We start from the raw sequence: 26,555 nt of genomic DNA, 5'->3' as shown, positions 1-26,555 counted from the left end.
CGCGCTTCAGACAGACCTCCGCTCGAATCCCCCTCCGCTGCCCCGTCGCGCATTTGCTACACCGTCACCGTTTCCATGCTTCCTGACGGCGCAGCGGCAGCTCCCAAGTCGTCCTCTTGGCATCGTCCTTGCTATTGCTGCTTGCGATTAGCTGTCTGCGCCAGCATGTACTAGATTCTTAAGAAGAACAACATTGGATCGTCGGCGTCGATGGTGCCGACGACGACACTCACGCGCGCTCACCGATTCCAACCAGGAGGAACCGATCCGATGTTGAATCGTCCTTTACGCGCCGTTGTACGCACGGCACTCACTACCGGCGCGTTCGCTGCCGTGCCTTCTTTTGCCTGGGCAGTTCTCGGCGGTGCACCGATGACAACGCCGAGCGGGGCCACCAATGCCGTGGTCACCACTGCCCACGCGGCGTCCGCGGCAACGGGAGGGATCGCGTCCGGAACCAGCACCTCCTCGCCCTACTCCATCCGTTCGACGACCTTTTCCACCGGCACCCAAGTGCGCGAATACATCGGCGCTGGAGGCACCGTGTTCGGGATTGCCTGGAACGGTCCGCGCATGCCTGATTTACAGACGTTGCTCGGTAATTATTTCCCGCAATACGCAAGCGGGGTCAAAGCGCAGCGTGCCGCCCGTCATGCACGGGGGCCCGTGGCGGTTGAGCAATCCGACCTCGTTGTGCATTCGGGCGGTCACATGGGGTCGTTCTTCGGCCAAGCCTGGCTGCCGAGCGCACTGCCTGCAGGCTTGACGGGCGCCGACATCAAGTAACCCGGCCCGAGCAAATAAACGCGTAAGCGAGCGAGAGAACCAGGGAGAACTATGTTGCGCACTCACAGCAAACTCTTTAGGGCGCTCAGGGCGCTCGGTGTGGCAACCCTCGCGACCTTCGTCGCGGCGTGCGGCGGTGGCGGCGACAGCGGTGGAAGCGGCGGCAGCGCCGGCGGCGTGCAACCGGCAGCGAACCAAGCCGTCGTGACGGTCGGCCGGGGCGTCGAAGGCGTCGCGAATATCCCAACCGTCAGCGTGACGATCTGCGTGCCGGGTTCGTCCACATGCCAAACCGTCGACAACGTTCAAGTCGATACGGAATCGTTCGGGCTTCGGCTTGCCAGCTCGGCAGCAAGCCAAGTGCTGGGCGCATTGCCGAAGGAGACGGTCGCCGGCGTCCAACTGGCCGAATGCACGGCGTTCGCCGACGGTTACACCTGGGGCTCGATCCGCACGGCCGACGTGACCATCGGAAAAGAAACGGCCGGCAGCCTGCCGATTCAGATCGTTGGCGACATGCCGCAAGGCGCGGTGTCCACAGGGGGCTGTTCGTCAGGCACGCTCGAATTGACGCCAGCCGATCTTGGCGCGAACGGCATCTTGGGCGTGGGCGTTGCGCCCAATGATTGCGGCGCGACCTGTGCGACTGCGCCAGTGGGCAACAGCAATTACTACGCGTGCCCCAACGGCACGAATTGCGCGCAGACGCTCGTTGCAGAAGCGCAGCAAGTGACCAATCCCGTCGTCAAGTTCGCGCCCAACGACAACGGCGTGATCTTATCGATGCCTAGCATTGGCCCGACCGGGCAGAGCACGGTCAGCGGCATGCTCACGTTCGGCATCAATACGCAATCGAACAATGCGTTGCCCACCACGGTGCTCAAGCTCACGACGAACGCGTACGGCGATGTGAACGCCACCTTCACCGGCAACGCGGTCGTGGCTTTCTTCGATTCGGGGTCGAATGCGTACTTTTTCACCGACAACACGCTGCCTGCCTGCTCGGGCGCTGCGTCTGCGTTCTATTGCCCGGCTTCAGCGACCACGCGGACCGTGACGGTGGCCGATTTCAACGGCAGTTCGCCCGGTGCGCCCAGCGGCAGCGCGCAGCAAATGTCCATCGGCAACGCGAGCACGCTGCTCGCGAACGGCAATTACGCATTGAACAACCTTGCCGGCAGCCTTGGTAGCGGTGCCACCTTCATCGATTTCGGCATGCCGTTCTTCTACGGCAAGACGGTCTACTACGGCATGGACCAAACGGGCTCGGGCGGCGCGAGCCCGTTCGTCGCGTTCTAAGGCTGCCACGGCTCCCCGCTCCAAGGGAGCCGTTTCCTTTCGTTATCCTTTCTTCGAACCCGCTGGCGCGGCGAATGCTGCGCTAGCGCGTCGCGCCTTCGCTCCCCCGCGCTCTTCCTCGCTCTTACGCCCCCTGCGGCGCGCGCCCCGCCGTCGCGCCGATCACTCGAAATGCACCCGTTTCCCCCGCCTTATCCGCCGATCGTCGATTGACCGGTGCGGGAATAATCGCTCTCACTGGATAACGGCATGTCGCCGCGATTCTTTCGGAGAAATACCCCGTGGCAGAGGACAGCGACCTCGACAAAACCGAAGCGGCAACCCCCCGGCGCCTGGAGAAGGCGCGCTCGGAGGGGCAGGTTGCGCGCTCGCGGGAATTGGCGACGTTCGCGCTCTTGGGCGCCGGCTTCTTCGGCGTGTGGGGCCTGTCGGGGCCGATCGGCCTGCATCTGCAAGACATGCTGCGCGGCGCATTCACGTTCAACCACGCGAGCCTCGTCGACACCAACCGCATGCTGATCGGCGCGGGCAACGCCGGGCGCGAAGCGTTCCTGGCAGTTACGCCGATTCTCGCGCTGACGGGCTTGGCCGCGATCGCCGCGCCAATGGCGCTCGGCGGCTGGCTGCTTTCTCCGAAAGTGTTCGAATTCAAGTTCGAACGGCTCGACCCCATCGCGGGCATGGGCCGCATCTTCTCGATCAACGGCGTCATCCAACTCGGCATGTCGCTGGCCAAGACGCTGCTCGTCGGCATCATCGGCGGCACGGCCATTTGGCATCGCAAGACCGAAATCCTCGCGCTGGCAGGCGAGCCGCTGCACAAGGCGCTCGGCCATGGGCTCTCGATCGTCGCCGCATGCTGCGCGACGACCGTGGCCGGCATGTTCGTGATCGCCGCAGCCGACGTTCCCTATCAACTCTGGCAGTACCACAAGAAGCTGCGCATGACGAAGGAAGAAGTGAAGCGGGAACACCGTGAAAACGAAGGCGACCCGCACGTCAAAGGCAAGATCCGCCAGCAGCAACGCGCAATCGCCCGCCGCCGCATGATGGCCGCGGTGCCCACCGCCGACGTGGTGGTCACGAACCCTACGCATTACGCGGTCGCGCTCAAGTACGCAGACGGTGAAATGCGCGCGCCGAAGGTCGTCGCCAAGGGCGTGAACCTCGTCGCCGCCCGCATTCGCGAAGTCGCTACGGAAAACAACGTCGCCATGCTCGAAGCGCCGCCGCTCGCTCGCGCGCTTTATCACAACGTCGAATTGAATCGCGAAATCCCGGGCGTGCTCTACAACGCCGTGGCCGAAGTGCTGGCCTGGGTTTATCAACTGCGCAAGTTCCGCGAGGAAGGCGGCGATGTTCCGGCTGCGCCGACCGAACTCGACGTGCCTGCCGAACTGGACAAGAAGGGCCCGATTTCCGAGTCCGACGAACGTGAAGAAGCCGACGAAGCGCTCGGCGAACCCAACGAAGGAGCATCGGCATGAACGCCCGCGTCGGCACCCTGTTCGGCAAGAGCCAAATGCTGAGCGGCACGAACCTGCGCGCGCTCGCAGGTCCGATCCTGATCTGCATGATCCTCGGCATGATGATTCTGCCGTTGCCGCCGTTCCTGCTCGATCTGCTGTTCACGTTCAATATCGCGCTGTCGGTGATGGTGCTGCTCGTCAGCATGTACACGCAAAAGCCGCTCGATTTCGCGGCCTTCCCGGCGGTGCTCTTGTTCTCGACGTTGCTGCGCCTGTCGCTGAACGTCGCCTCCACGCGCGTCGTGCTGCTCGAAGGCCACAAGGGCCCGGGCGCCGCAGGCCAAGTGATCGAATCGTTCGGCCACTTCCTCGTGGGCGGCAACTTCGCGGTCGGCATCGTCGTGTTCGCCATCCTGATGGTCATCAACTTCATGGTGATCACCAAGGGCGCGGGGCGTATCGCCGAAGTGGCCGCACGCTTCACGCTCGATGCGATGCCGGGCAAGCAGATGGCGATCGACGCCGATCTGAATGCCGGCCTCATCAACGAAGAAGGCGCGCGCAAGCGTCGCCAGTCGGTGTCGCAAGAAGCCGAGTTCTACGGCGCGATGGACGGTGCATCGAAGTTCGTGCGCGGCGACGCGATCGCGGGCCTCATCATCATGGTCGTCAACGTATTCGGCGGCCTGATCGTGGGCGTCGTCCAGCACGGAATGGATTTCGCCGCGGCCGGCAAGACCTACACGCTGCTCACGATCGGTGACGGCCTCGTCGCTCAGATTCCTTCGCTCGTCATCTCGACGGCGGCGGGCGTGATCGTCTCGCGTGTGGCCACCGACGAAGACATCGGGACCCAACTCACGGGGCAGCTCTTCACGAACCCGCGCGTGTTGATGATCACGGGCTCGATCATCGTCCTGCTCGGCTTGATCCCGAACATGCCGCACTTCGCGTTCTTGCTGCTCGGCGGCGGCGCGATTCAGCTCGGCCGCACGATGAAAAAGCGCAGCGAAGCGGCCAAGGCGGGCGTGTCGCTCGTCGACGTGGCGCCGGCCGTCGCGGCCCCCGCGGAGAACAACGAAGCGAGCTGGGACGACGTCACGCTGATCGACACGCTGGGCCTCGAAGTGGGCTACCGCTTGATCCCGCTCGTCGACAAGAACAGCGACGGCGAACTGCTCAAGCGCATCAAGAGCATCCGCAAGAAGTTCGCGCAGGAAATCGGTTTTCTGCCGCCGGTCATCCACATTCGCGACAACTTGGAACTGCGCCCGAACGGTTACCGGATCGCGCTCAAGGGTGTCGAAGTGGGTGTGGGCGAAGCGTACCCCGGCCAGTGGCTCGCGATCAATCCGGGGCAGGTCACGGCCGCGCTGCCGGGCCAACCGACGCAAGACCCGGCCTTCGGCTTGCCCGCAGTCTGGATCGACACGAACTTGCGCGAGCAAGCGCAGGTGTACGGCTACACCGTCGTCGACGCCAGCACCGTCGTGGCGACGCACTTGAACCATCTGGTCGTGCAGCATGCCGCGGAATTGCTCGGCCGCCAGGAAGTGCAAGCGCTGGTCACGCGCACCGGCAAGGACGCCCCTTCGCTCATCGAAGATTTGGTGCCTAAGACGCTTTCGCTCACGACGCTGCAAAAGGTGCTGCAGAACCTGCTCGAGGAAGGCGTGCCGATTCGCGATATGCGCACGATCCTCGAAGCGCTCTCCGAGCACGCGGGCAAGCAGACCGACGCGCACGACCTGACCGCGAGCGTGCGTCTGGCTCTCGGCCGCGCGATCACGCAGCAGTGGTATCCGGGCGCGAACGAAATGCAGGTGATGGGCCTCGATTCGAATCTCGAACGTGTGCTGTCGCAAGCGCTCTCGACGGGTGCGAACCCTGGCCTCGAGCCGGGCCTCGCGCACACGCTCCTCACGGCGACGCAAAGGGCGATCACCCGTCAACAAAACGCCGGGCTGCCTCCGGTGCTGCTCGTGCAGCACGCGCTTCGCGCGATGCTCGCGCGATTCCTGCGACGCAGCCTGCCGCAATTGAAAGTGCTCTCGTATGCCGAAGTGCCCGAGACGCGCACGATCAAAGTCGTTAACCTCATTGGGGGTCAAGCTTGAACATTCGTAAATTCATCGGCGCAACGAGCCGCGACGCACTGCGCCTCGTGCGCGAAGCCCTCGGTGCCGACGCCGTCGTATTGTCGAACCGGACCAATGAGGACGGCAGCGTCGAAATCGTCGCGCTGGCCGACACCGATTTCGCGCACATCACGCCCGACGCGGGCGAAGCAACGACGCAAAGCGCAACGCAAAACCTCGGCTTCGCGCCGGCGGCCAATCCTTATGCGATCGCCGCGCCCAGCTCCAGCGCGCAGCCGGCGCCCGCCGCCGCTCATCCGAGCGCGATGCCGTCCAACCCCTACGCGAACGGAATGCCCGATGTGTTCTCGGCCGTCTTCGGCGCGAGTCCGGAAGTAGGCGCGAACGGCCAAGGAACGAGCCGTCCGGCCTCGATCGATGCCGCCGCCCTCGCCGCGCCGCGTGCGAACGAGCGCACGGCCGCATCGGGTGCATCGGCAGCCGGCCGCGCGGCGGGCGGCGCACAGACGAGCGCTGCCGCGGCCGATGCCGACGGCGATGCACGCACGCTGGGGGAATCGAACCCCTGGCTGATCGACCACGCTCGCCGCATCGCGGCGCAAAACGAGCGCCCCGCGCACAGCTCGCGCGCACACGCCATGACGCCCGCCGCGGCGGCGGCCAAGGGTCTCGGCGCGCCGGGCCGCGTGCTCTCGCCCGAAGAACTCGAGACGGCGCAAGTGCCCGAGTGGGCGCACGAAGCGGCCCGCGTGGCAGCGCGCCGGGCGGTGCCGCGCGTGGCCAAGCCCGCGTTCGAAGGTTCGGCCGAGCAAGACCCGGAGGCGATGGCCGATGCGATCCGCGCGCGCGTGGAAGAGATCGTCAATCAGACGGTGATGAGCGAGCTGTCGGCGATGCGCGGCATGATGGAAGAGCAATTCGCCGGACTGACGTGGGGCGAGCGCCAGCGGCGCAGCCCCGTGCAAGGCGAAGTCACGAAGGCGCTGTTCTCGGCAGGCTTCTCGGCCCAGCTCGTGCGCATGGTGGTCGATCACATGCCCGAAGTCGCGAACTTCGACGCCGGGATGGAGTGGGTGCATCAAGTGCTGGGCTCGAACCTGCCCGTGCTCGAAAACGAAGACGCGCTGATGGAGCGCGGCGGCGTGTTCGCGCTGATGGGGCCGACGGGCGTGGGCAAGACCACCACGACGGCCAAGCTTGCCGCGCGTTGCGTGATGCGCTTCGGCGCGAGCAAGGTGGCGCTTCTGACGACCGACAGCTATCGCATCGGCGGCCACGAGCAACTGCGCATCTTCGGCAAGATTCTCGGCGTCTCGGTGCATGCGGTGAAGGACGGCGCGGATCTGCAACTGGCGCTGGCCGAGCTGCGCAACAAGCACATCGTGCTGATCGACACGATCGGCATGAGCCAGCGCGACCGCACGGTTTCCGACCAGATCGCCATGCTGTGCGGCGCCGGGTTGCCGGTGCAGCGGCTGCTGCTGCTCAATGCGACGAGCCACGGCGACACGCTCAACGAAGTGGTGCAGGCCTACAGCAGCGCCGAGGGTCAGCCCGAATTGGCCGGCTGCATTCTGACCAAGCTCGACGAAGCGACGAATTTGGGCGGCGTGCTCGATACGGTGATCCGCTACAAGCTGCCCGTGCACTACGTGTCGACGGGCCAGAAAGTGCCGGAGAACCTCTACGTCGCGACGAAGAAATTCTTGATCAAGAGCGCGTTCTGCATTCCGCGCGACGGCTCGCCGTTCGTGCCGCAAGACGACGATATTCCTGCACTGCTCTCGGCGCTGTCGAGCCGCACGAGCGCCGAGCTGCACGAGGTTCGCTTTGGTTAAACAAGTCACCGATCAGGCAGAGGGGCTGCGCAGGCTGCTCGCTAAGAGCGGTTCGCGTGTCGTTGCGGTTACGGGCGGCCCGGTGGGCGTCGGCTGTACGTCGACGGTGATCAACTTGGCGGCGGCGCTGGCCGCGCTCGGCAAGGATGTGCTCGTGATCGACGAGCGGCTGGGCGCAAACAGCGTGTCGACGATGCTCGGCGGCTTGCGCGGGGCGGGCTCGCTGCGCGCCGTGCTCGACGGCGAGCTTGCGCTCGACGAGGCGTGCGCGCGCCACGAGTTGGGATTCTCGGTATTGGCTGCATCGCGCGAGAACTGCGCGGGCTATAGCGGCGCGCAGCTCGGCATGCTGCTCGCCGGTCCCGCCGACGTCGTGCTCGTCGATGCGCGGCTCGATCGGCAAGGGGCGCTGTCGCCGCTCGCGGCACAGGCGCACGACGTGATGATCGTCACGCGCGTGGCGGCGCAAGCCATCACGGAAGCGTATGCCTGCATGAAGCGCCTGCACCTCGAGCATGCGATCCCGCAGTTTCGCGTGCTCGTCAATCACGTATCGAGCTTGGCCGATGCGCACACGACGTTCGAGAACCTCGCTGAAGTCGCGGCGCGGTACTTGTCGGTGTCGATCGAAGACGCCGGGTGCGTGGCAGCCGACCCGCTGATGGAGCGATCGCTCGAGCTCAGGCGCTGTGTCGTCGACGCCTATCCGTCGGCGCAATCGGCACGTGACTACCGTCACGTTGCTTCTGAAATGTTGTATTGGCCGATGCGCCCGGCGTTGTGCTCGCCGCGCGCCGAGGCTTCGGTGCGCACGGCGATGCCGGCGTCGGCGTTGGCCGACTCCGCGGCCGCGCGCCAACATGCATGAAACGTTAGGGACAAGGAAAAGGGGGCCCTCGATGTACAACGCTCAAGGGAAAATGTCCCAGACGGATGTTTTGACGCAATACGCACCGCTGGTGCGCAGGCTTGGTTTGCAACTCGTGGCGAAAATGCCGGCGAGCGTCGATCTTGACGACCTGATCCAGGCGGGCATGATCGGCTTGCTCGACGCGGCGAGTCGCTATAAGGAAGATCAGGGCGCGCAGTTCGAGACGTACGCGAGTCAGCGCATCCGCGGGGCAATGCTCGACGAGTTGCGCAACAACGATTGGTTGCCGCGCAGTTTGCGCAAGACGTCGCGCGAAGTGGAATCCGCCGTGCACCAGGTCGAGCAACGGCTGGGCCGCTCGGCGAGCGAAACCGAGGTCGCGGACCATCTGCAAATGCCGCTCGATTCGTATCAGTCGATGCTGCAGGATCTGCACGGCAGCCAGTTGATCTATTACGAAGACTTCGACCGCTCGGCCGACGACGAACCGTTCCTCGACCGCTACTGCGTCGACCATACGGACCCGCTCTCGGCGCTGCTCGACGAGAGCTTGCGTGCGGCGCTGGTCGAGGCGATCGACAAGTTGCCGGAACGCGAGAAGTTGCTGATGTCGCTGTATTACGAGCGCGGAATGAATTTGCGGGAAATCGGCGCCGTGATGGAAGTGAGCGAATCGCGCGTTTGCCAGCTGCATAGCCAGGCCGTTGCGCGGCTGCGCTCGAAGCTGCGGGAGATGGCCTGGGCGAGCGTGGAGTGAGATCCGATTACGGTGGCCTGCGGCCGCCGTTGCCGCATTGCGAGCGGCCGACACTCACACTGTGGGATGAGGCGCGCGTCGCGAATCGCGATGGCGCCTGAGCGGCCGGCTCTCCGAGTACGATGACTCGGCGGCGAGCGCTGCGATCAACGTGGGATCGTGCCCACGTAAAGAAGGCCGATGCGGCTGAGCTCGCCTTTTCGGGAGGGAGGATGCCGCAGGAGACTGGTCCGCGACGAAAGCACAAATATGCCCGCCTGTATGCGCATTTCGGCGATGGCGATATGTTCGCACTCGCAGTGAGCGAGAACCTGCCGCGCATGCGCAAGAAGAATGTCGACGCCAACGCGCGTGGTCCCATCCCCGTCATCGCAGGGAGTTCAGAGGCGTATGGGGCGTTGACCGAAGCGCGCGAACGGGCGATCGCCGACGCTGCGAAGGAAGTCGAGCAGGCGAAACGCGATTACCTTGCCCAGTTCGCTCACGTGCGAGAAAAGGAACGTGTCCTCGAAGCGATGGCGGGCCCCGGCGGCAGATTCGCCGATACGCTCGGGCCGCAGTTTGCCTCGTTGCAGCAACAAGTCGCGGACGCCAACGCGAAGCTGGCAGCGCTCGAGGCAGCCCGGGATGACCTCGCAATCGAGCTCGAGGCCGTCTCCGCCACCACGATCCTCGAACCCGAGGCGCTTGCTTCGCTCGATCCGTTGGAGACCAAACTCTCCGTATTGGGTCACGGCGCTGCCGGCAGCGGGGAGCTAGCCACCGAACCGGGCTCCAAACGCACGTTCACGTTGCGCGCGGTCGCTCGCACCTTCAAAGCATTGGGGCTGAGTCCCGATTTCGTGTCTGTGAAGCTCCCGTCGTGCGAGTCTGCGGATTTGAAGGAGCGCACGGCTTTCGAATCCGATCCTCCCGCGAGTCGCGGACGGTTCGTCAAGGTTCGCGCCCCTGCACAGATCTTGGCCGACGAGATGCGCCGAGCGGGATTTGCCGAGGCTCGCGTCACGGGCTATCAGGGCATTGGCTGGATGGCGCCGCCGGGCCGAACGGCGCTGCAGCAAGCCGGCCCAGTTTTCAACGAGGAGACGGCCCGCCGCCGCAGTGAGGTAGCGAAGGTCTTTACGCCGAGGCCAAAGCAGTTGTTGCCGTGTCTTTGAATGGGTGATGCGATGAATGCCCGAGGATGTCGGCGCGACACGTGCCTTCGCGACCACTAGGCGATTGGGGAGGGGCGGTATGCCTGAGACATCGGCAACGCAGCGCAGCGCAGCGTATGGCAAACCGCGCTTTAAGTACGCCTTCATGTATGCGCATCAAGGCGAAGGAGATACTTGGTTTCAGGTATTTTCAGAAAACCTGCGCCGCTTGCGGACGAAACGCACGAGAAAGCCCAATGCGCGCGGCCCGGTCCCTGTTATCGCGGGTAGCGACGAGGCCGCGGCCATATTGGAAGGCTTGCGGCTGCAGTCAGTTCAGATAGGGGAGCACAAGCTTGCCCAACTAGGGACCGCCTTGCATCGGTGCGGTCAGGGTTCGAACGAGAATGCCGAAGAGATAGCCCGGCTGACGGCGGAGTTCAACAACGTTCAGGAAAGGCTCGATGCGGCGAAACTCACGCACGTTCTTGGGCCTGGCGCGCTCAAAACGCTCGATGAGCCGGAGAACACCAAACTCGAAGTGGTGCATCACGGCGCGTGTGGCTATGAATATCTGGCGACAGGGGCTGGCGGGCCTTCGAGCCATTTTCCGATCGGGGCCCTACCTCCTCATTGGAAGACACTTGGACTGAGTCGGAAGATCGGCTCTGTTCGGCTTTTTTCGTGCGAATCTGGCGACGCGGCGCCGCGTCGTCAATTCATTTCCTATCCGCGCGGATACTACGGGTTTCCTTCGAATAACGAAATTGCTCCGGCCCAGCGCCTGGCAGACAAAATGAAGGCCACCGGGTTCGCCCGTCCTCGAGTGACCGGTTATCAGGGGCTAGGAATTTCCATTCCGGATTATCTTCACCGGGCCAGCACATACGTCGAATCGATATGGAACGCGGACGTGTCGCTTCCGGATGAGACGTTCGCCTTGCGGAGCATTGTCGAGGGCGGGGGCGTGACGACGGACATCGTCCGTCGCAGCGAAGTGGCGATGGTATTCGAGCCGACCGACCCCGATCGGCGGCGCAAAAGGCTGCGCTACGAGCACGCTTATATGTATGCACCGAGCGGAGAAGGCGACACGTTCGAGTTCGCGCTCGAGGAAAACGTGCGTCGACTAGCGAAGTGGATCGATGCGTCCTCCGTCAAGCCCCGCGGTCCCATCCCGTTGATCGGCCCGAACGACGAAGCAAGGAGGGCGTTGGAGGCCGCCCGTGCAAAACGAATGCAAGCACTCGACCAGGAGGTAGAAGATGCGCGCCAAGCGTGCCGCACGAGCGAGCAAGCGCTGCAAAGCGATTCGCTGTCCGACGGCGAGCGCGAGGAAGTTCGAAACACGCTCGACGAGCAGCGTTTCATCGTCAGGGAGCGCTCGTTTTATCTAGCGGCGGCAGAGGCGACGCGGATCGAAGGCTTGGAGGTTCTGACTGCCGTCGGCGCCCACCAGGGGGACGAAGCGCACAGACAGGCAATGCTGACGCGGCAACTCGCCAATACGAAGATATACATTCCGCTTTACGGAAGCGCGGGATCGGATCTATTGAGCACGGATCGCTCGGAAACGCCGACCAAAGCTCGCTTGGCCGATATATCGCAAGACCTTGCCCAGCACTTCATTGCCGAGGGCCAGGCTCCCCAGGTCGGTTCCTTCCGTTTGCTTTCCTGGGAATCGGCCGACGCCAAAACACGCCGTAAATTCGAGGAGAATCCGCCGGGTTACAGTGGTCTGTTTTCCAATCGACGGGTCGCTCCGGCGCAATACCTGGCCAATAAACTCGAAGAAGATGGCTTTCTGCGCCCTAGAGTCACGGGGTATCAAGGGCAGGGCATCTTCTGGCCCGTGTCGAAGCATTTCCTCGCTGGGGATTCGGCGTCGACCGCTCCGAACGAGAACGAACGACATCAGGGATGGGGTAGCGAGTCCATCGCGCCAGTCCACGCACTGCAGGTGATTCCCGGCCACAGCTCGGACTGGAAGCGGCGCCGCGACGTAGCGAAGGTTTTCAAGCCGAAACGCGGCCTCGGTCTTTTGTGTCTGTAACGCAGAGCGAAATGTATTCGCGCAGCGATGAAGGCGTCCGCCGCTCCCGGCAACGCCCTGCGCTACCATGCTCGTCGTCCCGACCATTTCAACGAATCATGCAGCCGCTTGCCGCCAACGCCGCCCTTATCCTCATCGACATGCAAAACGGGATCAACCGGCCGACGCTTGGCCGGCGCAACAATCCCGACGCCGAGCGCAACATCGAGACCTTGCTATCGGCTTGGCGTGCGACGCGGCGGCCCATCGTTCATGTCCGGCATATATCCCGTTCTCCCGAATCGATCTTCTGGCCGGGGCAAACCGGCGCGGAGTTTCAACCGCGGTTTGCGCCTTTGGCGCACGAGCACGTGGTGGAAAAGAACGTCCCGGATGCCTTTGCCGCGACGGCGTTGGAGCGGTGGCTGCGCGTGCGCGGCATCGAGCAAATCGTCATCGTGGGGGTGATCACGAACAACTCCGTCGAAGCGACGGCGCGAAGCGCGGGCAATCTCGGATTCGATGCGATCGTCGCCGCGGACGCTGCGTTCACGTTCGACCAACGAGATTTGAATGGCCGCCTTTGGCCGGCCGAGGACGTGCATGCGCTATCGCTCGCGAACATCGCGATGGACTACGCGGCGGTGAGGTCCACGAGCGAGATCATCGAGGCGTTGGAGAGCTAGCGATGGAGCCCGTTTTCCGCGCAGACTTCGAGAAACGCCGCCAACCACTTAGCGCCTTCCCGCCCGGATCCTTGCTCAAACCGCCGCCATCCGCCCATCCGGCCCATACACGCTGGCCGCATGGCGCGAGGCCGCGCCGCGCAAGATATTGAGCGCGTTCTGGTTGTAATTCATCCGGACGCGGATCATGAGCCCATTGGTGGCATTCGCGCGGCGCGCGCGCTCCACCACGGCTTGCAGCAACTGCCACTGCTTGGCGAGCCGCGCGTCGTCGGCGATCGCCAGTTCCATGCCCTTCCAGCCGCCGGGCAGCTGCATCTGGCGCAATTGACTGTCGCGCGTCTTTTCGAGCGAAGCCAGTTTCTCCGTGAGCTCAGTCTTTTTCTCGATGATGCCGGGCAGCGTCTCGAGCGGCGATACGGCCGCGAGCGCCTTCTCTTCGTACATCAGCAAAGACGCGAACGCTTCGAGCGTTGCGTGTTCTTCGGTCACAGTGGCAAGCAGGGCGTCTCTCATCTCATCCGCCAAAAACGTGCGCGCATGCACGCGCTCAATGGATGCCGACGAGCCTTCCGCGGCAGCCAGTGCGCCGTCAGCCGCCCGTCGACGGGCTCTTCAACAGTTCTCGGGCCGTGGACAGGATGCCGTCGGCAATCTTGCTCGCATCCATCGTCAACGTGCCGTCGGCAATCGCTTGCTTGATCGACTCGACGTGCGCGACGTCGATGTCGGCTTCGCCCGAAGCCGCCAGCGAACGCAGCTGCGACGAGAGCGCCGATAGATTGACGCTGGCGTCGCCGCCCGAGCCGGCCGCGAAGGCGGATGCCGCAGCGCTGCTGGCCGTAGAGGCGGCGCTGGCCGTGGCTTGACCGCCTTGGCGGGTACCCTGCACCGCGCCCTTGGGCGAGCTCAGGTTGGAACTAGAGGTTGAATCGACTTTCACGATGGCTTCCCGAACGATTTCGATTTGAGTGTGATAACGGCGACACTCATCGAAACTTTAGCGCAATCGGGAAAATCACCGGCTGACCGGCCCCGTGGCTTCCGGGGCCGAATCGACCGGCCGTCCTGGTCAACCTGCTTTCAAACGTCTTTCATATCGATTCCGGCTCGATCGACCCTCATCGGTCCCATCGAATCTTCGCAATCGTCACATTTGCACCTGCACCGTCGCGGCATCTTTGACGATGCCGGAAATGATCTGGCCCCCCGCCATCTTGACCCGCACCTGCTGTCCCGGCGAAGCGTTGTTCATCACGCTGCCCTCGGAGGAAATCGTGAAATCCTGTCCTTTGGCCACCACGCGCACCGTCTGCCCGATCGAGACCGCGCTCGCGCTCTTGAGCAGATCCTGACGCAACGGCATGCCGGCGCTGATCCGCGTGAGCGCAACGGCGCCAACCGCTTGCGACGGGTCGGTGATGATCGCGCGCGGCAGATTCGAGAGGTCGCCGTTGCGCGCGAGCAGATCCTCGGCCGTCACCATGGCGCCCGGCTCGATTTGGCGCGCGGCCAGGTAATAAGTCGCTTCGATCGAAATTTGCGCCTGCAAGTAGAGCGTCCAAGGCTTGGCGCCGGCGCAGCGCACGCCTACCGTGGTGCGTCCCCAGAGCCGCGCGCCCGTCGGCATGAACGGCTCGAGCGTCGTGCAGGCCGCGAGGCCGCGCGGGAAGGTCTGTCTCACGTTGATGGTGATGTTGCCGGGCAGGCCGACCGTCTGTTGTTGGAGGTAGGCGAGCGCCGCGCGGCGGATCGTTTCGCCGTCTTCCTGACCGGCCGGCGCGGTCGCAGTCGCGGCGGGCGCCGTTGCGGCTACTGCGGCCGGGGCGGGTGCTGCAGCTGCTGCCACCGCTTGCACCCGAGGCGTGCCGGGCGTTGCCGCGAGGGGCGCCGCCAAACCGGCGTGCGCCGCCGGTTCCACGGCGATCGGCTGGACGGCGCGCACGGCGCGCTGCGGCGCGGTGACGACGATCGGGATGGCTCGGCCGGAGGCAGGCGCCGCGGCCGCGTTCCTCGCGCTTGGCGTGGGTTGCTGGTGCACGCCGATGCGCTGTGGCGCGGCGGCCTGTGCGCCCGGCTGCGCTTCGCCCGGCCCGGGGATGACGATCATGGCGTTCGTCTCGGCCCCGTTGGCGTGGGCGGTCGCGGCATGCGCTTCGCCCGGGCCGGGGATCGAGATCATCCCGCTCGAGCTAGCCCCGCGCGTCTCGCCCGGGCCAGGAATATAGATCCTCCCGTTCGCATCCGTGCTCTGCGCATAGGCCGCAGCGCCGGGTAGCGCCAAGGCGGCTGCGAGCGCGCAGAGCGCCGCCCGCGCCAAGCGCGAAACGGCGGCATGCCGCCGGCCGAGGGCGCGCGGCGCCTGGTGGCGCGCGAGATCGGAAGCGGCGGACACGGACATCGGGTTTCTCCATCGAGACAATTCTGACGACGAGTCGAATTCTAGGGCTCGCGCGCCGCGCGCAAACGTTGAATAGAGGGCGGCTTCCCCGGTTATTCATCCGATTGCCTCTTGCCTGCCGCCCCTAAGATGCACCTCATGCAAAAAAGCCTTCCCGGCGCCCCGAAGGAAGTCCCCTTGGGGTGCACGCCTTGTCCCGAACCAAGGCGACGCCGAGAAGCGGCAACAAGCGGCCGACGCTTGGGTACGGAGAAACACCGATGCTGGACAAACTCGATGCCGAATTCGCCTTCGGTCGTGAAGCGCTCGATGTGCGCGCTTATCGGCAGGAACTGCTGTCGTCGAATATCGCCAACGCCGACACCCCCGGCTACAAGGCGCGCGACGTCGACTTCTCGTCCTCGCTGGCGGGCGCGCTCAAGCGCAGCGGCGCCGCGGCGGGAACGAGCGTCACGGCAAGCTCGGGCACGGCGCAACTGGCGATGGCTCGGAGCGCGGGCGTGACGAGCGGCATGACGATGGCCTCGACCGAGGCGGGTCACATGACCGGCAAGGCCTCCTTGATTCCGACCGGCGGCCAGCCGCAGGACTACGGCGCGCTCGCCTACCGCGTGCCGACGCAACCTGCGCTGGACGGCAACACCGTCGATCTCGACGCGGAACGCGTTCAATTTGCCGACAACACCTTGCATTACGAATCGGGCATGACCGTGATGACGCAGCAGCTCAAGCAGATGCTCGCGGCGATCACGTCGGGCGGCTAAGCATCACGTAATCACGTAATCACGCATAGAGCATCTTTAAGCGTCAATCGAAAGAGGCACTCACGCCATGGCATTGATGAACATCTTCACCGTTGCAGGTTCGGCGCTATCGGCCGAGTCGCAGCGGCTTAACGTCACCGCGTCCAATCTCGCGAACGCCGACAGCACCACCGGCCCCGACGGGCAGCCGTACCGCGCCAAGCAGGTCGTGTTCGCGGTCAAGCCGATCGGCGGCGCGCATACGGCGAGCGGTCAACAAGTGGGCGGCGTGCAAGTGTCGAACGTCATCGACGATCCGACGCCGATGAAAACGACCTACGACCCGACCAATCCCGCTGCGGACGCGAACGGCTACGTGACGATGCCCAACGTCGACCCGGTGCAGGAAATGGTGAACATGATCTCGGCCTCGCGCTCGTACCAGGCCAACGTCGAGACGCTGAACACCGCCAAGAACCTGATGCTGAAGACGCTGACGATCGGCACCTGAGGAGAAACTTTGTGACGTCATCCAACACCACCATCGCGAGCGGCGGCACGATTTCGCAGCAGCTGCTCGATACGATCAACGGCGCCTCCTCGAGCAGCGGCACTTCGAGCCTGGGCTCGTCGGGCAGCGACTTGCAGACGACGTTTCTGAAACTGCTCGTCACGCAGATGCAGAACCAAGACCCGACCAACCCGATGGACAGCTCGCAAATGACGTCGCAGCTGGCCCAGATCAACACGGTGACGGGCATCAGCCAATTGAATACGACGCTCAGTTCGCTCTCCTCGCAGCTGTCGGCCGGCCAAAACGCGCAGGCTTCTCTGCTGATCGGCCAGAGCGTGCTCGTGCCCGGTTCGACGACGACGGTCTCCGGCGGCGCGTCCTCGGGCTTTGGCGTGTCGCTCGATTCGAGCGTCTCGGATCTGACCGTCACGATCAAGAACTCGTCGGGCCAAATCGTCAACACGCTCGATCTGGGCGCACAGCAAGCCGGAACGATTCCGGTTGCCTTCAGGCCCGTCGATTCCTCGGGTAACACGCTGGCCGACGGCACCTACACGGTCTCGGCCTCGGGCACGAGCACGACCGGCGCGACGACGACAGAAACGACGTTGAGCGGCGCGCAAGTGGAAAGCGTGGTCCAGCAAAGCGGCGGCGGCACGGGCCTTCTGCTCAACAACGGTACGACGGTCGATATGACCAAAGTCGTCGCCATTCTGTAACGAACCAACGAATTTATCCGAAGGGAGACCGCTAAATGGGCTACCAGCAAGGCTTGAGCGGATTGTCCGCATCGTCGAACGATTTGGACGTCATCGGCAACAACATCGCGAACGCGAACACGATCGGCTTCAAACAGAGCACGGCGCAATTCGCCGATCTGTATGCGAACACGATCGCTACCTCGGTCAACGACCAAATCGGCATCGGCACTCAGCTCTCGGGCGTGCAGCAAGACTTCAAGCAAGGCACGTTCAACACGACGGGGCAGGCGTTGAACGTCGCGATCAACGGCACGGGCTTCTATCAGATGTCGAACAACGGCGCGCTGACGTACTCGCGCAACGGCGTGTTCCAGCTCGATAAGAACGGCTTCATCACGAACTCGGAGGGCCTGAAGTTGATGGGTTACGCGGCGAACGCGAACGGCGTCATCAACTCGGCGCAGACGGTGCCGATCCAAGTCCCGACGACGAACATCGCGCCGATCGCCACGCAAAACATTTCGGCGACGCTGAACCTGAACGCGCAAGACACGGTGCCGACGGTCACGCCGTTCTCGGCGACGAACTCGCAGACGTACAACTACTCGACCTCGATTCAGACCTACGACTCGCTCGGCGGCTCGCAGCAGGTCAACATGTACTTCGTGAAGACGGCCTCCAATGCGTGGGACGTCTATTCCGGGCCGGCCTCGGGCACGATCGGCAAGGTCGGTTCGGTCGGCTTCAGCACGGCGGGCACGCTGACGTCGACGACGGCGACGGCCCCCGCGACGAGCCCGAGCACCGGGCAACTCGCCTTCACGATTCCGAACACGGACGGCAGCGCGACGCCCCAATCGCTGACGTTGGACATGTCGGGCACGACGCAGTACGGCGGCAAGGACGGCGTGACGAACCTGTCGCAAGACGGCTTCGCCAGCGGCGAATTGACGAACTTCTCGATCGGCGCGGACGGCACGATCTCGGGCACCTACTCGAACGGGCGCACGCAATCGCTCGGTCAAATCGTGCTCGCGAACTTCAACAACCCGAACGGCTTGCAGAACCTGGGCAACAACGAATTCGGCGAAACCGCCGCGTCGGGCGTGCCGCAAATCTCGGCGCCGGGCAGTACGAACCACGGCACGCTCACGGGCGGCGCGGTGGAGAACTCGAACGTCGACTTGACGAGCCAACTCGTCGATCTGATCACGGCGCAGCGCAACTACCAGGCGAACGCGCAGACGATCAAGACGCAGCAGGCCGTCGATCAAGCGCTGATCAACCTCTAAGCGCAGCGGCATAAGGGCTAGCCATGGACCGACTGATCTACACCGCGATGACGGGCGCCGCGCAGGCGCTCGAGCAGCAGGCCGTCGTCGCCAACAACTTGGCGAACACGTCGACGACCGGCTTTCGTGCGGAGCTGGCGAACTTTCGCAAGGTGCCGATGAGCTTCGGCGACGGCACGACGGTGAACAACGACACGACCCGCACGTTCGTCGTGACGGCCACGCCGGGCGCCGACTTCGCACCGGGCCCGATTTCGCAGACGGGCAGTCCGCTCGATGTTGCAATCCAAGGTCCGGGCTGGCTGTCCGTGCAAACGGCCGACGGCAACGAGGCCTACACCCGCGCGGGCAACTTGCACGTCGACGAAAACGGCCAACTCGTCACCGCGACGAACCAACCGGTGCTCGGCAACGGCGGCCCGATCTCGATTCCGCCTGGCGCCAACGTCACGATCGGCAAAGACGGCACGGTCTCGGCGCTCGGCGCGGGCGATTCGCCCTCGCAGATCGTCGTGCTCGATCAGCTCAAGCTAGTCAACCCGGAACCCGGCACGATGACGCGCGGCGACGACGGCTTGTTCCGCACCACCGACGGTCAACCGGCCGATGCCGATCCGACGGTCACCGTGGCCCAAGGCGCGCTCGAAGGCAGCAACGTGAATCCGGTCGCGGCGATGGTTTCGATGATCACCAACGCGCGGCAGTTCCAGATGCAAACGAAGTTGCTGCAGACGGCCGACCAGAACGACCAGACGGCCAACCAACTGCTGTCGTTCACCTAACCGCTTGCGCGCCGCCGAGAAGGCAACCGCAAACGGAACGCAATAACTAGGAGATTGACCATGAACCGCTCGCTCTACATCGCCGCCACCGGCATGAATGCGCAGCAGTCCAAGATGGACGTGATTTCGAACAACCTCGCCAACGTCGGCACCGACGGCTTCAAAGGCTCGCGCGCGGTGTTCCAGGATCTCATGTATCAAACGCTGCGCCAGCCGGGTGCGAACTCGACGCAGCAAACCGAGCTGCCCTCGGGCTTGCAAGTCGGCACCGGCGTGCAGCAAGTGGCCACCGAGCGCCTGTACACGCAGGGCAACCTGCAGCAGACGGGCAATTCGAAGGACGTCGCCATCAACGGCAACGGCTTCTTCCAAGTGCAGATGCCCGACGGCACGACGGCGTACACGCGCGACGGTTCGTTCCAGACGAACGCACAAGGCCAGCTCGTGACCTCGAGCGGCTATCCGGTCATGCCGCAGATCACGATTCCGCAAAATGCGACGTCGATGACGATCGGCAGCGACGGCACGGTGAGCATCACCGTGGCAGGTTCGACGGGCAACCAGACGATCGGCACGGTTCAATTGGCCACGTTCATCAACCCGGCCGGTCTCGAATCGAAGGGTGAGAACCTGCTGGCGGAAACGACCTCGTCCGGTGCGCCGAACGTCTCGACCCCGGGCCTGAACGGCGCGGGCACGCTCAACCAAGGCTATGTCGAAGCGTCGAACGTGAACGTCGTGCAAGAACTGGTGAACATGATCGAGACGCAACGCGCGTACGAGATCAACAGCAAGGCGGTCCAGACTTCGGATCAAATGCTGCAAACCTTGAGCCAGATGTCGGTGTAAGAGCGCCCCTGACCTGTCGCTGCGCGACAGGCCCCCCGAGAGGGGGCAAGGAAACTTGGGACGCCCCGACGTTTCCTTGAGGCGAGTAGGACTTTGGATAGCAGGCGGTACACGAAGATGTTGCAAACGAGTCGAATTCCCTTTCGCGTGCGTGGGTTGCGCGCGGCAGCCACGCTGACCTACGCGAGCGTGCTCGCCACGGTCGTGGTTGGCCCTTTCGCCGGTTGCGCGCAAATCGAGCACCGCCACCCGATCACGCAGCAGCCGATGACGGCCACGCCGCCCGTGCCGCCGCAATTGCAGCCGCCGGGCTCGATTTACAACCCGGGCTACGCCGGCCACCCGCTATTCGAAGACCAGCGTCCGCGCAACACCGGCGATATCCTCACGATCGTGATCGCCGAAAAGATCAATGCGACGAAATCGTCTGCCGCGACCGCCGGGCGCAACGGCACGTCCTCGTTGTCGGTGCCGACGGCCGGCTTCTTGAAGGGCTTGTTCAATCACGCGAACCTGTCGGCCTCGGGCGCGAACACCTTCGGCGGCTCGGGCGGAGCGAATGCGTCGAACACGTTCAACGGCACGATCACCGTCACGGTCACGAACGTGTTGCCCAACGGCAATCTGGTCGTGAGCGGCGAGAAACAAATGCTGATCAACCAGGGCAACGAGTTCGTGCGCTTCTCGGGCGTCGTCAATCCGAATACGGTCTCGGGCGAGAACACGGTGCTGTCGACCCAAGTGGCCGACGCGCGCATCGAGTATTCGGCCAAGGGTTACATCAACGAAGCGGAAACGATGGGATGGCTCCAGCGTTTCTTCCTCAACATAGCCCCGTGGTGAGCGCGATGACGGCTTCGATCTTGCGCGCGGCGCGTTATGTCCGGTACGCCCTTATTCTCGCTGGCTTGCCCCTCATGCTGGCACTCTCCGGCACGGCGCACGCCGAGCGCTTGAAGGATCTCGTGCAGATCCAGGGCGTGCGCGACAACCCGCTGATCGGCTACGGCCTCGTGGTCGGCTTGGACGGCACGGGCGACCAAACGACGCAGACGCCGTTCACGACGCAAACGCTCACGAACATGCTCGCCAACCTGGGCATCTCGCTGAACAACGGCAACGGCGGCTCGTCTTCGAACATGCAGCTCAAGAACGTCGCGGCGGTCATGGTGACAGCGGTGCTGCCGCCGTTCGCCCGCCCCGGCGAAGCGATCGACGTGACGGTGTCCTCGCTGGGCAACGCCAAGAGCCTGCGCGGCGGCACGCTGCTGCTCACGCCGCTCAAAGGCGCGGACGGGCAGGTCTACGCGCTGGCCCAGGGCAACGTCGCGATCGGCGGCGCGGGGGCGAGCGCCAACGGCAGCAAGGTGCAGGTCAATCAGCTGGCAGCGGGGCGGATCGCTTCGGGCGCCATCATCGAGCGTTCCGTGCCGACGCAGGTCGCACAAGCGGGCGGAACGATGCAGATGGAGCTCAACGAAATGGACTACGACACGACGCAGCGCATCGTGGCGGCCGTGAACAACGCTTTCGGCCCAGGCACGGCGTTGCCGCTCGATGGCCGCACGATCCAAGTGCATGCGCCCGCCGATGCCGGACAGCAAGTCGCTTTCATGGCGCAGCTCGAAAACATCGACGTGCGTCCGGCGCAGGCAGCGGCCAAAGTGATCCTGAACGCCCGCACGGGTTCGATCGTGATGAACCAGATGGTGACGCTGCAAAGCTGCGCGGTCGCGCACGGCAACTTGTCGGTCGTCATCAACACCCAGACGGCGGTGAGCCAGCCGGGCGCGTTCTCGAACGGCACGACGGTGGCCGCGCAGCAGTCGCAGATTCAACTGAAGCAGGACAACGGTTCGCTCAAGCTCGTCACGGCGGGCGCGAACTTGGCCGAAGTCGTGAAGGCGCTCAATGCGCTTGGCGCGACGCCGGCCGACTTGATGTCGATCCTGCAAGCGATGAAGGCCGCGGGCGCGTTGCGCGCGGATCTCGAGATCATCTAAGAAGGCGTGACGATGAACCCGAATACCACGTACAGCGGCACCGTAGACACCGGCGGCGACATCTCGCAGCGCTTCGCGCTCGACGTGCAAGGCTTCGACGCGATGCGTTCGCAAGCGGGAACGTCGCCGCAACAAGCCTTGAAATCGACGGCCAAGCAATTCGACGCCGTGTTCATGCAGATGATGCTCAAGAGCATGCGAGAGGCGACGCCGCAAGACGGCATCCTCGATTCGAACGACAGCAAGCAGTACCAGTCGATGCTCGATCAGCAGCTCTCGCAGCAGCTCTCGTCCAAGGGCGTTGGCGTTGCCAACGCGCTCATCACGCAGCTCTCGCGCAACGCGGGCGTGGACTTGAGCGCGGGCGGCGCGGGTGGCGCTCGTACGATTCCGGGCGGTCAAGCGATCGGCGGCATGCTCGGCGGCGGCGCGAGCAATCCCGGCGATGCGGCCATGATGAATGCGCTCGCGCGCGCTTATGCGAATGCGCATGCGAATGGCGCGCTCGCTTCGGGCAAAGGCTATTCAGCGCAAAGCGCGCTCACGCCGCCGCTGCGCGGCAGCGGCGCATCGAGCAAAGTCGATGCATTCGTCAACAAGATGGCGGCGCCGGCGCAGGCAGCGAGCGCGGCGACGGGCATCCCGGCGCGTTTCATCGTCGGTCAGGCCGCGCTCGAATCCGGTTGGGGCAAGGGCGAGATCAAGAATGCAGATGGCTCGCCGAGCCACAATGTGTTCGGTATCAAGGCGACGAGCGATTGGACCGGTAAGACGGTTTCCGCAGTCACGACCGAATACGTGCACGGCAAGCCGCAAAAGGTCGTGCAAAAATTCCGCGCTTACGATTCGTATGCGGACGCGATGACCGATTACGCCAATATGCTGCGCGACAATCCGCGTTATGCATCGGTGCTCTCTTCGTCGCACGATGCAGCCAGCTTTGCGCACGGCATGCAGAAAGCCGGATATGCGACCGATCCGCACTACGCGAAAAAGCTGATTTCAATCATGCAGCAAATGGTCTAAGGGACCAACGGACTCAGGGATTTCACCGGAATCGAGCGGCATGGCCGCCATCACCGGTGGACTACGGGGAGCGCGTCAAAGCGCGGCGGGGCCAAGCAGAAGACGGCATCGAGGCCGGCCGCCGAAAGGCGGCCGGCCAAGCCGCATTTCCGATGCGTCGCACGACGCACTATAATGGCGCCCAGTATCGATAAGCGGGATAAAGCGACGAGCGTCGGCAGGGGCCGATAACCGCGCACCGGCTCGAAAACTAAAAAATTATTTCGGGCGTCCCTCTAAACTTTGCACGTCCGATGCCGCTAATCAGACGAGACCCTGTTCGGATCTGCTGAAATGGATCCGAAAGCATTGGCGTCGGTGCATGAAAGGCGCCGCGCAAGTACGCATACCCGAGCCCATGGATACCAACCAGTCGAATGGCCCGACGGAGGATGCCGCCGAAAATCATCATGATTTCGGTCGCCGCAATCCGCTCGAAATCGGCGTTCAACTCCGCAATTTGGCCAATCGCGGCGATTTCTTGACCGTTCAGTACAAGAACGGGCAGCTTGTCACGAAGATCCTCGATGTCGACGTGCGTGCGCGTACGTTCTCCTTCGATTGGGGTGCGTTGCCCGAGCAGAACAAGGGCGTGCTTGCTTCGCCCACCTGCACCTTCCGCGCCTCGCCCGACGGCGTGCGCGTCGAATTTTCCACTGCCACGCCGGCCGAAACCAAGTTCGAAGGCTTGCCCGCCTTCGAGGCGCCATTCCCCGAAGTCCTGTTCTACATGCAGCGCCGCGAGTACTTCCGCGTCGACGCGCCCGTGCTCGATCCGTATTTCTGCCGCGGCCGCCTGCCCGAGGGGGACGCCTTCCGCTTCGAGGTGCACGACCTGTCGCTCGGCGGCATTGGGCTGCGCACGACGGACGAGCGGGTGGCGCAATTGCCGATGGGCGTCATGCTGCCCGACGTCGAGGTGCACTTGAACGGCCACGGCATGCTCTCGCTCGATCTCGAACTCGTTTCGCTACGCGCAACCGAACTGCCGAACGGCGGCCGGCGCTTCCAGCTCGGCATGCGTTTCGTATCGCTGCCCGGCGCGGCCGAAAACACGCTGCAGCGGCTCATCACGCAGCTGGAAATGCGGCGGCGCTCGCTCGTCAGAGCGTAAGAAAAAAAACGGGGCCAACCTATATGGCCCCCTTAAATTTCCGCGCGCGCGGCCGTTATACATGTGTTCCCTCAACGAGGCAGACAGCACTGCGCCGTCCGCCCTTCAGGAAGACGCATGTCCAACGATATTTTCACCATTGGCTTGTCCGGGCTCAGCGCCGCCCAGTGGGGGCTGCAGACGACCAGTCAAAACATCAGCAACGCCGCGACGCCCGGCTATACCGTCGAAAATCCCGTCTACGCGGAAGCGAGCGGCCAATACACGGGCTCGGGCTATCTGGGCTCGGGCGTCGACACGGTGACGGTGCGCCGCAATTACAGCCAGTACCTGAGCACGCAGCTGAACAACGCCACGTCGACGAACAGCGCGCTTTCGGCCAACTATGCGATGGCTTCGCAGCTGAGCAATCTCGTGGGCAGCCCGACGGCCGGCATCTCCTCGGCGATCACGGCGTACTTCACCGGCCTGCAGAATGTCTCGAACGGCCCGAACAGCATCCCGACGCGTCAAACCGCGCTGAGTGCCGCGCAGACGCTCGCCACGCAATTGAACGCCGCCGGCGAGCAGTACGACCAACTGCGCTTGAGCGTGAATCAGCAACTGCAGACGTCAGTCGCATCGATCAACACCTATTCCTCGCAGATCGCGAGCTTGAACAGCCAGATCGCCGCGGCCTCGGCCCAGGGCCAGCCGCCGAACCAGTTGCTCGACCAGCGCGACCAGGCGGTCGCCAGCTTGTCGCAACTTGCCGGCGTGTCGGTCGTGCAGAACTCGAGCGGCTATAGCGTTTTCATCGGCAACGGGCAGCCACTCGTCGTCGGCACGCAGAACTTCCAGCTCGGCACGGCGCCCTCGCAAGGCGATCCGAGCGAGTTGGCCGTCACCTATAACGGCATGAAGGGCGCGACGCCGACGCCGCCGGTCGAATATCTACCGTCGTCGGCCATCAACGGCGGCACCGTCGGCGGGCTGCTGCAATTCGTCAGCCAGACGCTCGATCCGGCCGAGTCGCAACTGGGCGCGGTCGCCACGAGCTTCGCCGCTCAGGTGAATGCGCAAAACGCGCTGGGTCTGGACCTGTCCGGCAATATCGGCGGCAACTTGTTCACCGTCGGCGCGCCGACCGTCTACTCGAACCAAGCCAACACCGGCAATGCGGCGTTGTCGGTCGCCTTCGCCAACCCCGCGCAACCGACGAGCGACGACTACACGCTTTCGTTCGCGGGCGGCACTTACACGCTGACCGATTCGACGACGGGTTCCGTCGTCGGCACCTCGGCCACGGCGCCCAACGGCACGACGCCGATCGGCGGCTTGCTCTTGAACATCACGTCGGGCTCGATGAACGCCGGCGATTCGTTCACGATTCAACCGACGCGCGGCGCGCTGAGCACGTTCGCGCTTGCCACGGCGAACCCGTCGGCCATCGCGGCTTCCGCACCCGTGCTGGCCTCGGCGCCCAGCTCGAACACGGGCACCGGCGCGATCACCCAGGGCACCGTGACGGCGGGCTACCAGATCGGGGGCACGACGACGCTGACCTACGACGCGTCCACGGGCACGCTGAGCGGCTTCCAGGTCGGCACGACGGTGACGATCGCCGGCACGCCCGCGACGTCGATCCCGATCACGGCGGCCACGACGCCGGTGCCCTACAGCGCTGCGCAAGGCGCGACGCTGACGATCGACAGCACGACGACGCCGGTGCCGGCCGGCATCACGAACGGCGTGACCGTGTCGATCAGCGGCTCGCCCGCGAACGGCGACACCTTCACGATCGCCCCGAACACGGGCACGTTCGACGGGCGCAACGCGCTCGCGATGTCCAAGCTCGTCTCGAACGCGTCGCTGAACGGCGGCACCTCGACGCTCACGGCCGCTTACGCGTCCTACGTGAACAACATCGGCAACGCCGCGAGCCAGCTCAAGGCGGCCAATACGTCGCAGACGGCGCTCGTCGCTCAGATCACTTCGGCGCAGCAAGCAGTCTCGGGGGTCAACCTCAACGAAGAAGCGGCGAACTTGTTGCAATACCAGCAGGCTTATCAGGCGAACAGCAAGGTCATTCAAACGGCCGAGTCCATGTTCCAGACCCTGATGGGCATCTTCCAATAA

The 26,555-nt window shown here is 64.2% G+C and carries 24 protein-coding genes; 21 read left to right on the top strand and 3 right to left on the bottom strand.

All coding sequences use genetic code 11. From position 1 onward, the window contains the following. The first annotated feature begins 270 nt into the window (after window positions 1–270). From MMB74_RS21695 to MMB74_RS21650, 10 genes are all read left to right on the top strand, one after another. Window positions 271–786: a DUF2844 domain-containing protein gene (locus MMB74_RS21695; protein ID WP_277430721.1), complete on the top strand. Its 516-nt coding sequence runs from the start codon at window positions 271–273 to the stop codon at window positions 784–786. Window positions 787–837: 51 nt separating this feature from the next. Beyond that, window positions 838–2,085 (top strand): DUF3443 domain-containing protein, encoded by a 1,248-nt coding sequence (locus MMB74_RS21690; protein WP_277430720.1) that lies wholly within the window; start codon window positions 838–840, stop codon window positions 2,083–2,085. A gap of 281 nt (window positions 2,086–2,366) precedes the next feature. Further along, the gene (gene flhB, locus MMB74_RS21685) at window positions 2,367–3,572 is read left to right on the top strand and encodes a flagellar biosynthesis protein FlhB (protein ID WP_277430719.1); all 1,206 of its coding nucleotides are present in this window, start codon (window positions 2,367–2,369) and stop codon (window positions 3,570–3,572) included. Further along, on the top strand, window positions 3,569–5,671 hold the full coding sequence (flhA, locus tag MMB74_RS21680; protein ID WP_277430718.1) for a flagellar biosynthesis protein FlhA: 2,103 nt from the start codon (window positions 3,569–3,571) through the stop codon (window positions 5,669–5,671). The genes flhB and flhA overlap by 4 nt, the downstream gene beginning before the upstream one ends. Further along, on the top strand, window positions 5,668–7,491 hold the full coding sequence (gene flhF, locus MMB74_RS21675) for a flagellar biosynthesis protein FlhF (RefSeq protein WP_277430717.1): 1,824 nt from the start codon (window positions 5,668–5,670) through the stop codon (window positions 7,489–7,491). The genes flhA and flhF overlap by 4 nt, the downstream gene beginning before the upstream one ends. Beyond that, window positions 7,484–8,359: a MinD/ParA family protein gene (locus MMB74_RS21670; protein ID WP_277430716.1), complete on the top strand. Its 876-nt coding sequence runs from the start codon at window positions 7,484–7,486 to the stop codon at window positions 8,357–8,359. The genes flhF and MMB74_RS21670 overlap by 8 nt, the downstream gene beginning before the upstream one ends. 31 nt (window positions 8,360–8,390) lie before the next feature. After that, window positions 8,391–9,119, top strand: coding sequence for an RNA polymerase sigma factor FliA (locus tag MMB74_RS21665; protein WP_277430715.1), 729 nt, complete (start codon window positions 8,391–8,393; stop codon window positions 9,117–9,119). A 284-nt stretch (window positions 9,120–9,403) separates the two neighbouring features. Further along, window positions 9,404–10,276: a hypothetical protein gene (locus MMB74_RS21660; RefSeq protein WP_277430714.1), complete on the top strand. Its 873-nt coding sequence runs from the start codon at window positions 9,404–9,406 to the stop codon at window positions 10,274–10,276. Between the two features lie 16 nt (window positions 10,277–10,292). Continuing rightward, window positions 10,293–12,308 (top strand): hypothetical protein, encoded by a 2,016-nt coding sequence (locus tag MMB74_RS21655; RefSeq protein WP_277430713.1) that lies wholly within the window; start codon window positions 10,293–10,295, stop codon window positions 12,306–12,308. A gap of 98 nt (window positions 12,309–12,406) precedes the next feature. Continuing rightward, window positions 12,407–12,973, top strand: coding sequence for a cysteine hydrolase family protein (locus tag MMB74_RS21650; RefSeq protein WP_277430712.1), 567 nt, complete (start codon window positions 12,407–12,409; stop codon window positions 12,971–12,973). 75 nt (window positions 12,974–13,048) lie between these two features. On the opposite strand, the gene MMB74_RS21645 is transcribed toward MMB74_RS21650, so the two are convergent. The 3 genes from MMB74_RS21645 to flgA form a co-directional block, all read right to left on the bottom strand. Beyond that, a complete protein-coding gene (locus MMB74_RS21645) occupies window positions 13,049–13,489 on the bottom strand; it encodes a flagellar protein FlgN (RefSeq protein ID WP_277430711.1) in 441 nt (146 codons plus the stop codon). Between the two features lie 76 nt (window positions 13,490–13,565). Beyond that, window positions 13,566–13,916 carry a flagellar biosynthesis anti-sigma factor FlgM gene (gene flgM / locus MMB74_RS21640; protein WP_277430710.1) on the bottom strand — a complete coding sequence of 117 codons (351 nt, stop codon included), beginning with the start codon at window positions 13,914–13,916 and terminating at the stop codon, window positions 13,566–13,568. Between the two features lie 207 nt (window positions 13,917–14,123). Then, a complete protein-coding gene (flgA, locus tag MMB74_RS21635) occupies window positions 14,124–15,374 on the bottom strand; it encodes a flagellar basal body P-ring formation chaperone FlgA (RefSeq protein WP_277430709.1) in 1,251 nt (416 codons plus the stop codon). Window positions 15,375–15,634: 260 nt separating this feature from the next. Here flgA and flgB point away from each other — a divergent pair, with 260 nt between their 5' ends. The 11 genes from flgB to flgK all read left to right on the top strand — a co-directional run bounded on the left by flgB (window position 15,635) and on the right by flgK (window position 26,555). Next, a complete protein-coding gene (gene flgB / locus MMB74_RS21630) occupies window positions 15,635–16,138 on the top strand; it encodes a flagellar basal body rod protein FlgB (protein WP_277430708.1) in 504 nt (167 codons plus the stop codon). A 67-nt stretch (window positions 16,139–16,205) separates the two neighbouring features. Continuing rightward, window positions 16,206–16,628 carry a flagellar basal body rod protein FlgC gene (gene flgC / locus MMB74_RS21625; RefSeq protein WP_277430707.1) on the top strand — a complete coding sequence of 141 codons (423 nt, stop codon included), beginning with the start codon at window positions 16,206–16,208 and terminating at the stop codon, window positions 16,626–16,628. Window positions 16,629–16,639: 11 nt separating this feature from the next. Continuing rightward, the gene (locus tag MMB74_RS21620; RefSeq protein ID WP_277430706.1) at window positions 16,640–17,350 is read left to right on the top strand and encodes a flagellar hook assembly protein FlgD; all 711 of its coding nucleotides are present in this window, start codon (window positions 16,640–16,642) and stop codon (window positions 17,348–17,350) included. Between the two features lie 35 nt (window positions 17,351–17,385). Further along, the gene (gene flgE / locus MMB74_RS21615) at window positions 17,386–18,624 is read left to right on the top strand and encodes a flagellar hook protein FlgE (RefSeq protein WP_277430705.1); all 1,239 of its coding nucleotides are present in this window, start codon (window positions 17,386–17,388) and stop codon (window positions 18,622–18,624) included. A gap of 23 nt (window positions 18,625–18,647) precedes the next feature. Further along, window positions 18,648–19,406: a flagellar basal-body rod protein FlgF gene (gene flgF / locus MMB74_RS21610; RefSeq protein WP_277430704.1), complete on the top strand. Its 759-nt coding sequence runs from the start codon at window positions 18,648–18,650 to the stop codon at window positions 19,404–19,406. A 60-nt stretch (window positions 19,407–19,466) separates the two neighbouring features. Then, window positions 19,467–20,255, top strand: a complete 789-nt coding sequence (flgG, locus tag MMB74_RS21605) for a flagellar basal-body rod protein FlgG (RefSeq protein WP_277430703.1) — start codon at window positions 19,467–19,469, stop codon at window positions 20,253–20,255. Between the two features lie 117 nt (window positions 20,256–20,372). Next, the gene (gene flgH / locus MMB74_RS21600) at window positions 20,373–21,098 is read left to right on the top strand and encodes a flagellar basal body L-ring protein FlgH (RefSeq protein WP_277430702.1); all 726 of its coding nucleotides are present in this window, start codon (window positions 20,373–20,375) and stop codon (window positions 21,096–21,098) included. Window positions 21,099–21,103: 5 nt separating this feature from the next. Beyond that, window positions 21,104–22,258: a flagellar basal body P-ring protein FlgI gene (locus MMB74_RS21595; RefSeq protein WP_277430701.1), complete on the top strand. Its 1,155-nt coding sequence runs from the start codon at window positions 21,104–21,106 to the stop codon at window positions 22,256–22,258. A gap of 12 nt (window positions 22,259–22,270) precedes the next feature. Further along, window positions 22,271–23,284, top strand: coding sequence for a flagellar assembly peptidoglycan hydrolase FlgJ (flgJ, locus tag MMB74_RS21590; RefSeq protein ID WP_277430700.1), 1,014 nt, complete (start codon window positions 22,271–22,273; stop codon window positions 23,282–23,284). Window positions 23,285–23,681: 397 nt separating this feature from the next. Next, window positions 23,682–24,437 (top strand): flagellar brake protein, encoded by a 756-nt coding sequence (locus tag MMB74_RS21585; RefSeq protein WP_277430699.1) that lies wholly within the window; start codon window positions 23,682–23,684, stop codon window positions 24,435–24,437. A gap of 117 nt (window positions 24,438–24,554) precedes the next feature. Continuing rightward, entirely contained in the window at window positions 24,555–26,555 is a 2,001-nt protein-coding gene (flgK, locus tag MMB74_RS21580; RefSeq protein ID WP_277430698.1) for a flagellar hook-associated protein FlgK, read from the top strand.

The organism is Trinickia sp. Y13, from assembly GCF_029522115.1.
Classification (GTDB): Bacteria; Pseudomonadota; Gammaproteobacteria; order Burkholderiales; family Burkholderiaceae; genus Trinickia.
Note: the sequence above shows the minus strand (reverse complement) of the source record. Positions and strands in the feature narration are given on the sequence as shown.

What these genes read in the sequence shown, in the direction of transcription:
- MMB74_RS21695 (WP_277430721.1), top strand. Translation starts at nt 271, where the DNA reads ATGTTGAATCGTCCTTTACGCGCCGTTGTACGCACGGCACTCACTACC.
- MMB74_RS21690 (WP_277430720.1), top strand. Translation starts at nt 838, where the DNA reads ATGTTGCGCACTCACAGCAAACTCTTTAGGGCGCTCAGGGCGCTCGGT.
- flhA (WP_277430718.1), top strand. Translation starts at nt 3,569, where the DNA reads ATGAACGCCCGCGTCGGCACCCTGTTCGGCAAGAGCCAAATGCTGAGC.
- MMB74_RS21665 (WP_277430715.1), top strand. Translation starts at nt 8,391, where the DNA reads ATGTACAACGCTCAAGGGAAAATGTCCCAGACGGATGTTTTGACGCAA.
- MMB74_RS21660 (WP_277430714.1), top strand. Translation starts at nt 9,404, where the DNA reads ATGTTCGCACTCGCAGTGAGCGAGAACCTGCCGCGCATGCGCAAGAAG.
- MMB74_RS21655 (WP_277430713.1), top strand. Translation starts at nt 10,293, where the DNA reads ATGCCCGAGGATGTCGGCGCGACACGTGCCTTCGCGACCACTAGGCGA.
- MMB74_RS21650 (WP_277430712.1), top strand. Translation starts at nt 12,407, where the DNA reads ATGCAGCCGCTTGCCGCCAACGCCGCCCTTATCCTCATCGACATGCAA.
- MMB74_RS21645 (WP_277430711.1), bottom strand. Translation starts at nt 13,489, where the DNA reads ATGAGAGACGCCCTGCTTGCCACTGTGACCGAAGAACACGCAACGCTC.
- flgA (WP_277430709.1), bottom strand. Translation starts at nt 15,374, where the DNA reads ATGTCCGTGTCCGCCGCTTCCGATCTCGCGCGCCACCAGGCGCCGCGC.
- flgB (WP_277430708.1), top strand. Translation starts at nt 15,635, where the DNA reads ATGCTGGACAAACTCGATGCCGAATTCGCCTTCGGTCGTGAAGCGCTC.
- flgC (WP_277430707.1), top strand. Translation starts at nt 16,206, where the DNA reads ATGGCATTGATGAACATCTTCACCGTTGCAGGTTCGGCGCTATCGGCC.
- flgE (WP_277430705.1), top strand. Translation starts at nt 17,386, where the DNA reads ATGGGCTACCAGCAAGGCTTGAGCGGATTGTCCGCATCGTCGAACGAT.
- flgF (WP_277430704.1), top strand. Translation starts at nt 18,648, where the DNA reads ATGGACCGACTGATCTACACCGCGATGACGGGCGCCGCGCAGGCGCTC.
- flgG (WP_277430703.1), top strand. Translation starts at nt 19,467, where the DNA reads ATGAACCGCTCGCTCTACATCGCCGCCACCGGCATGAATGCGCAGCAG.
- flgH (WP_277430702.1), top strand. Translation starts at nt 20,373, where the DNA reads ATGTTGCAAACGAGTCGAATTCCCTTTCGCGTGCGTGGGTTGCGCGCG.
- MMB74_RS21595 (WP_277430701.1), top strand. Translation starts at nt 21,104, where the DNA reads ATGACGGCTTCGATCTTGCGCGCGGCGCGTTATGTCCGGTACGCCCTT.
- flgJ (WP_277430700.1), top strand. Translation starts at nt 22,271, where the DNA reads ATGAACCCGAATACCACGTACAGCGGCACCGTAGACACCGGCGGCGAC.
- MMB74_RS21585 (WP_277430699.1), top strand. Translation starts at nt 23,682, where the DNA reads ATGGATACCAACCAGTCGAATGGCCCGACGGAGGATGCCGCCGAAAAT.
- flgK (WP_277430698.1), top strand. Translation starts at nt 24,555, where the DNA reads ATGTCCAACGATATTTTCACCATTGGCTTGTCCGGGCTCAGCGCCGCC.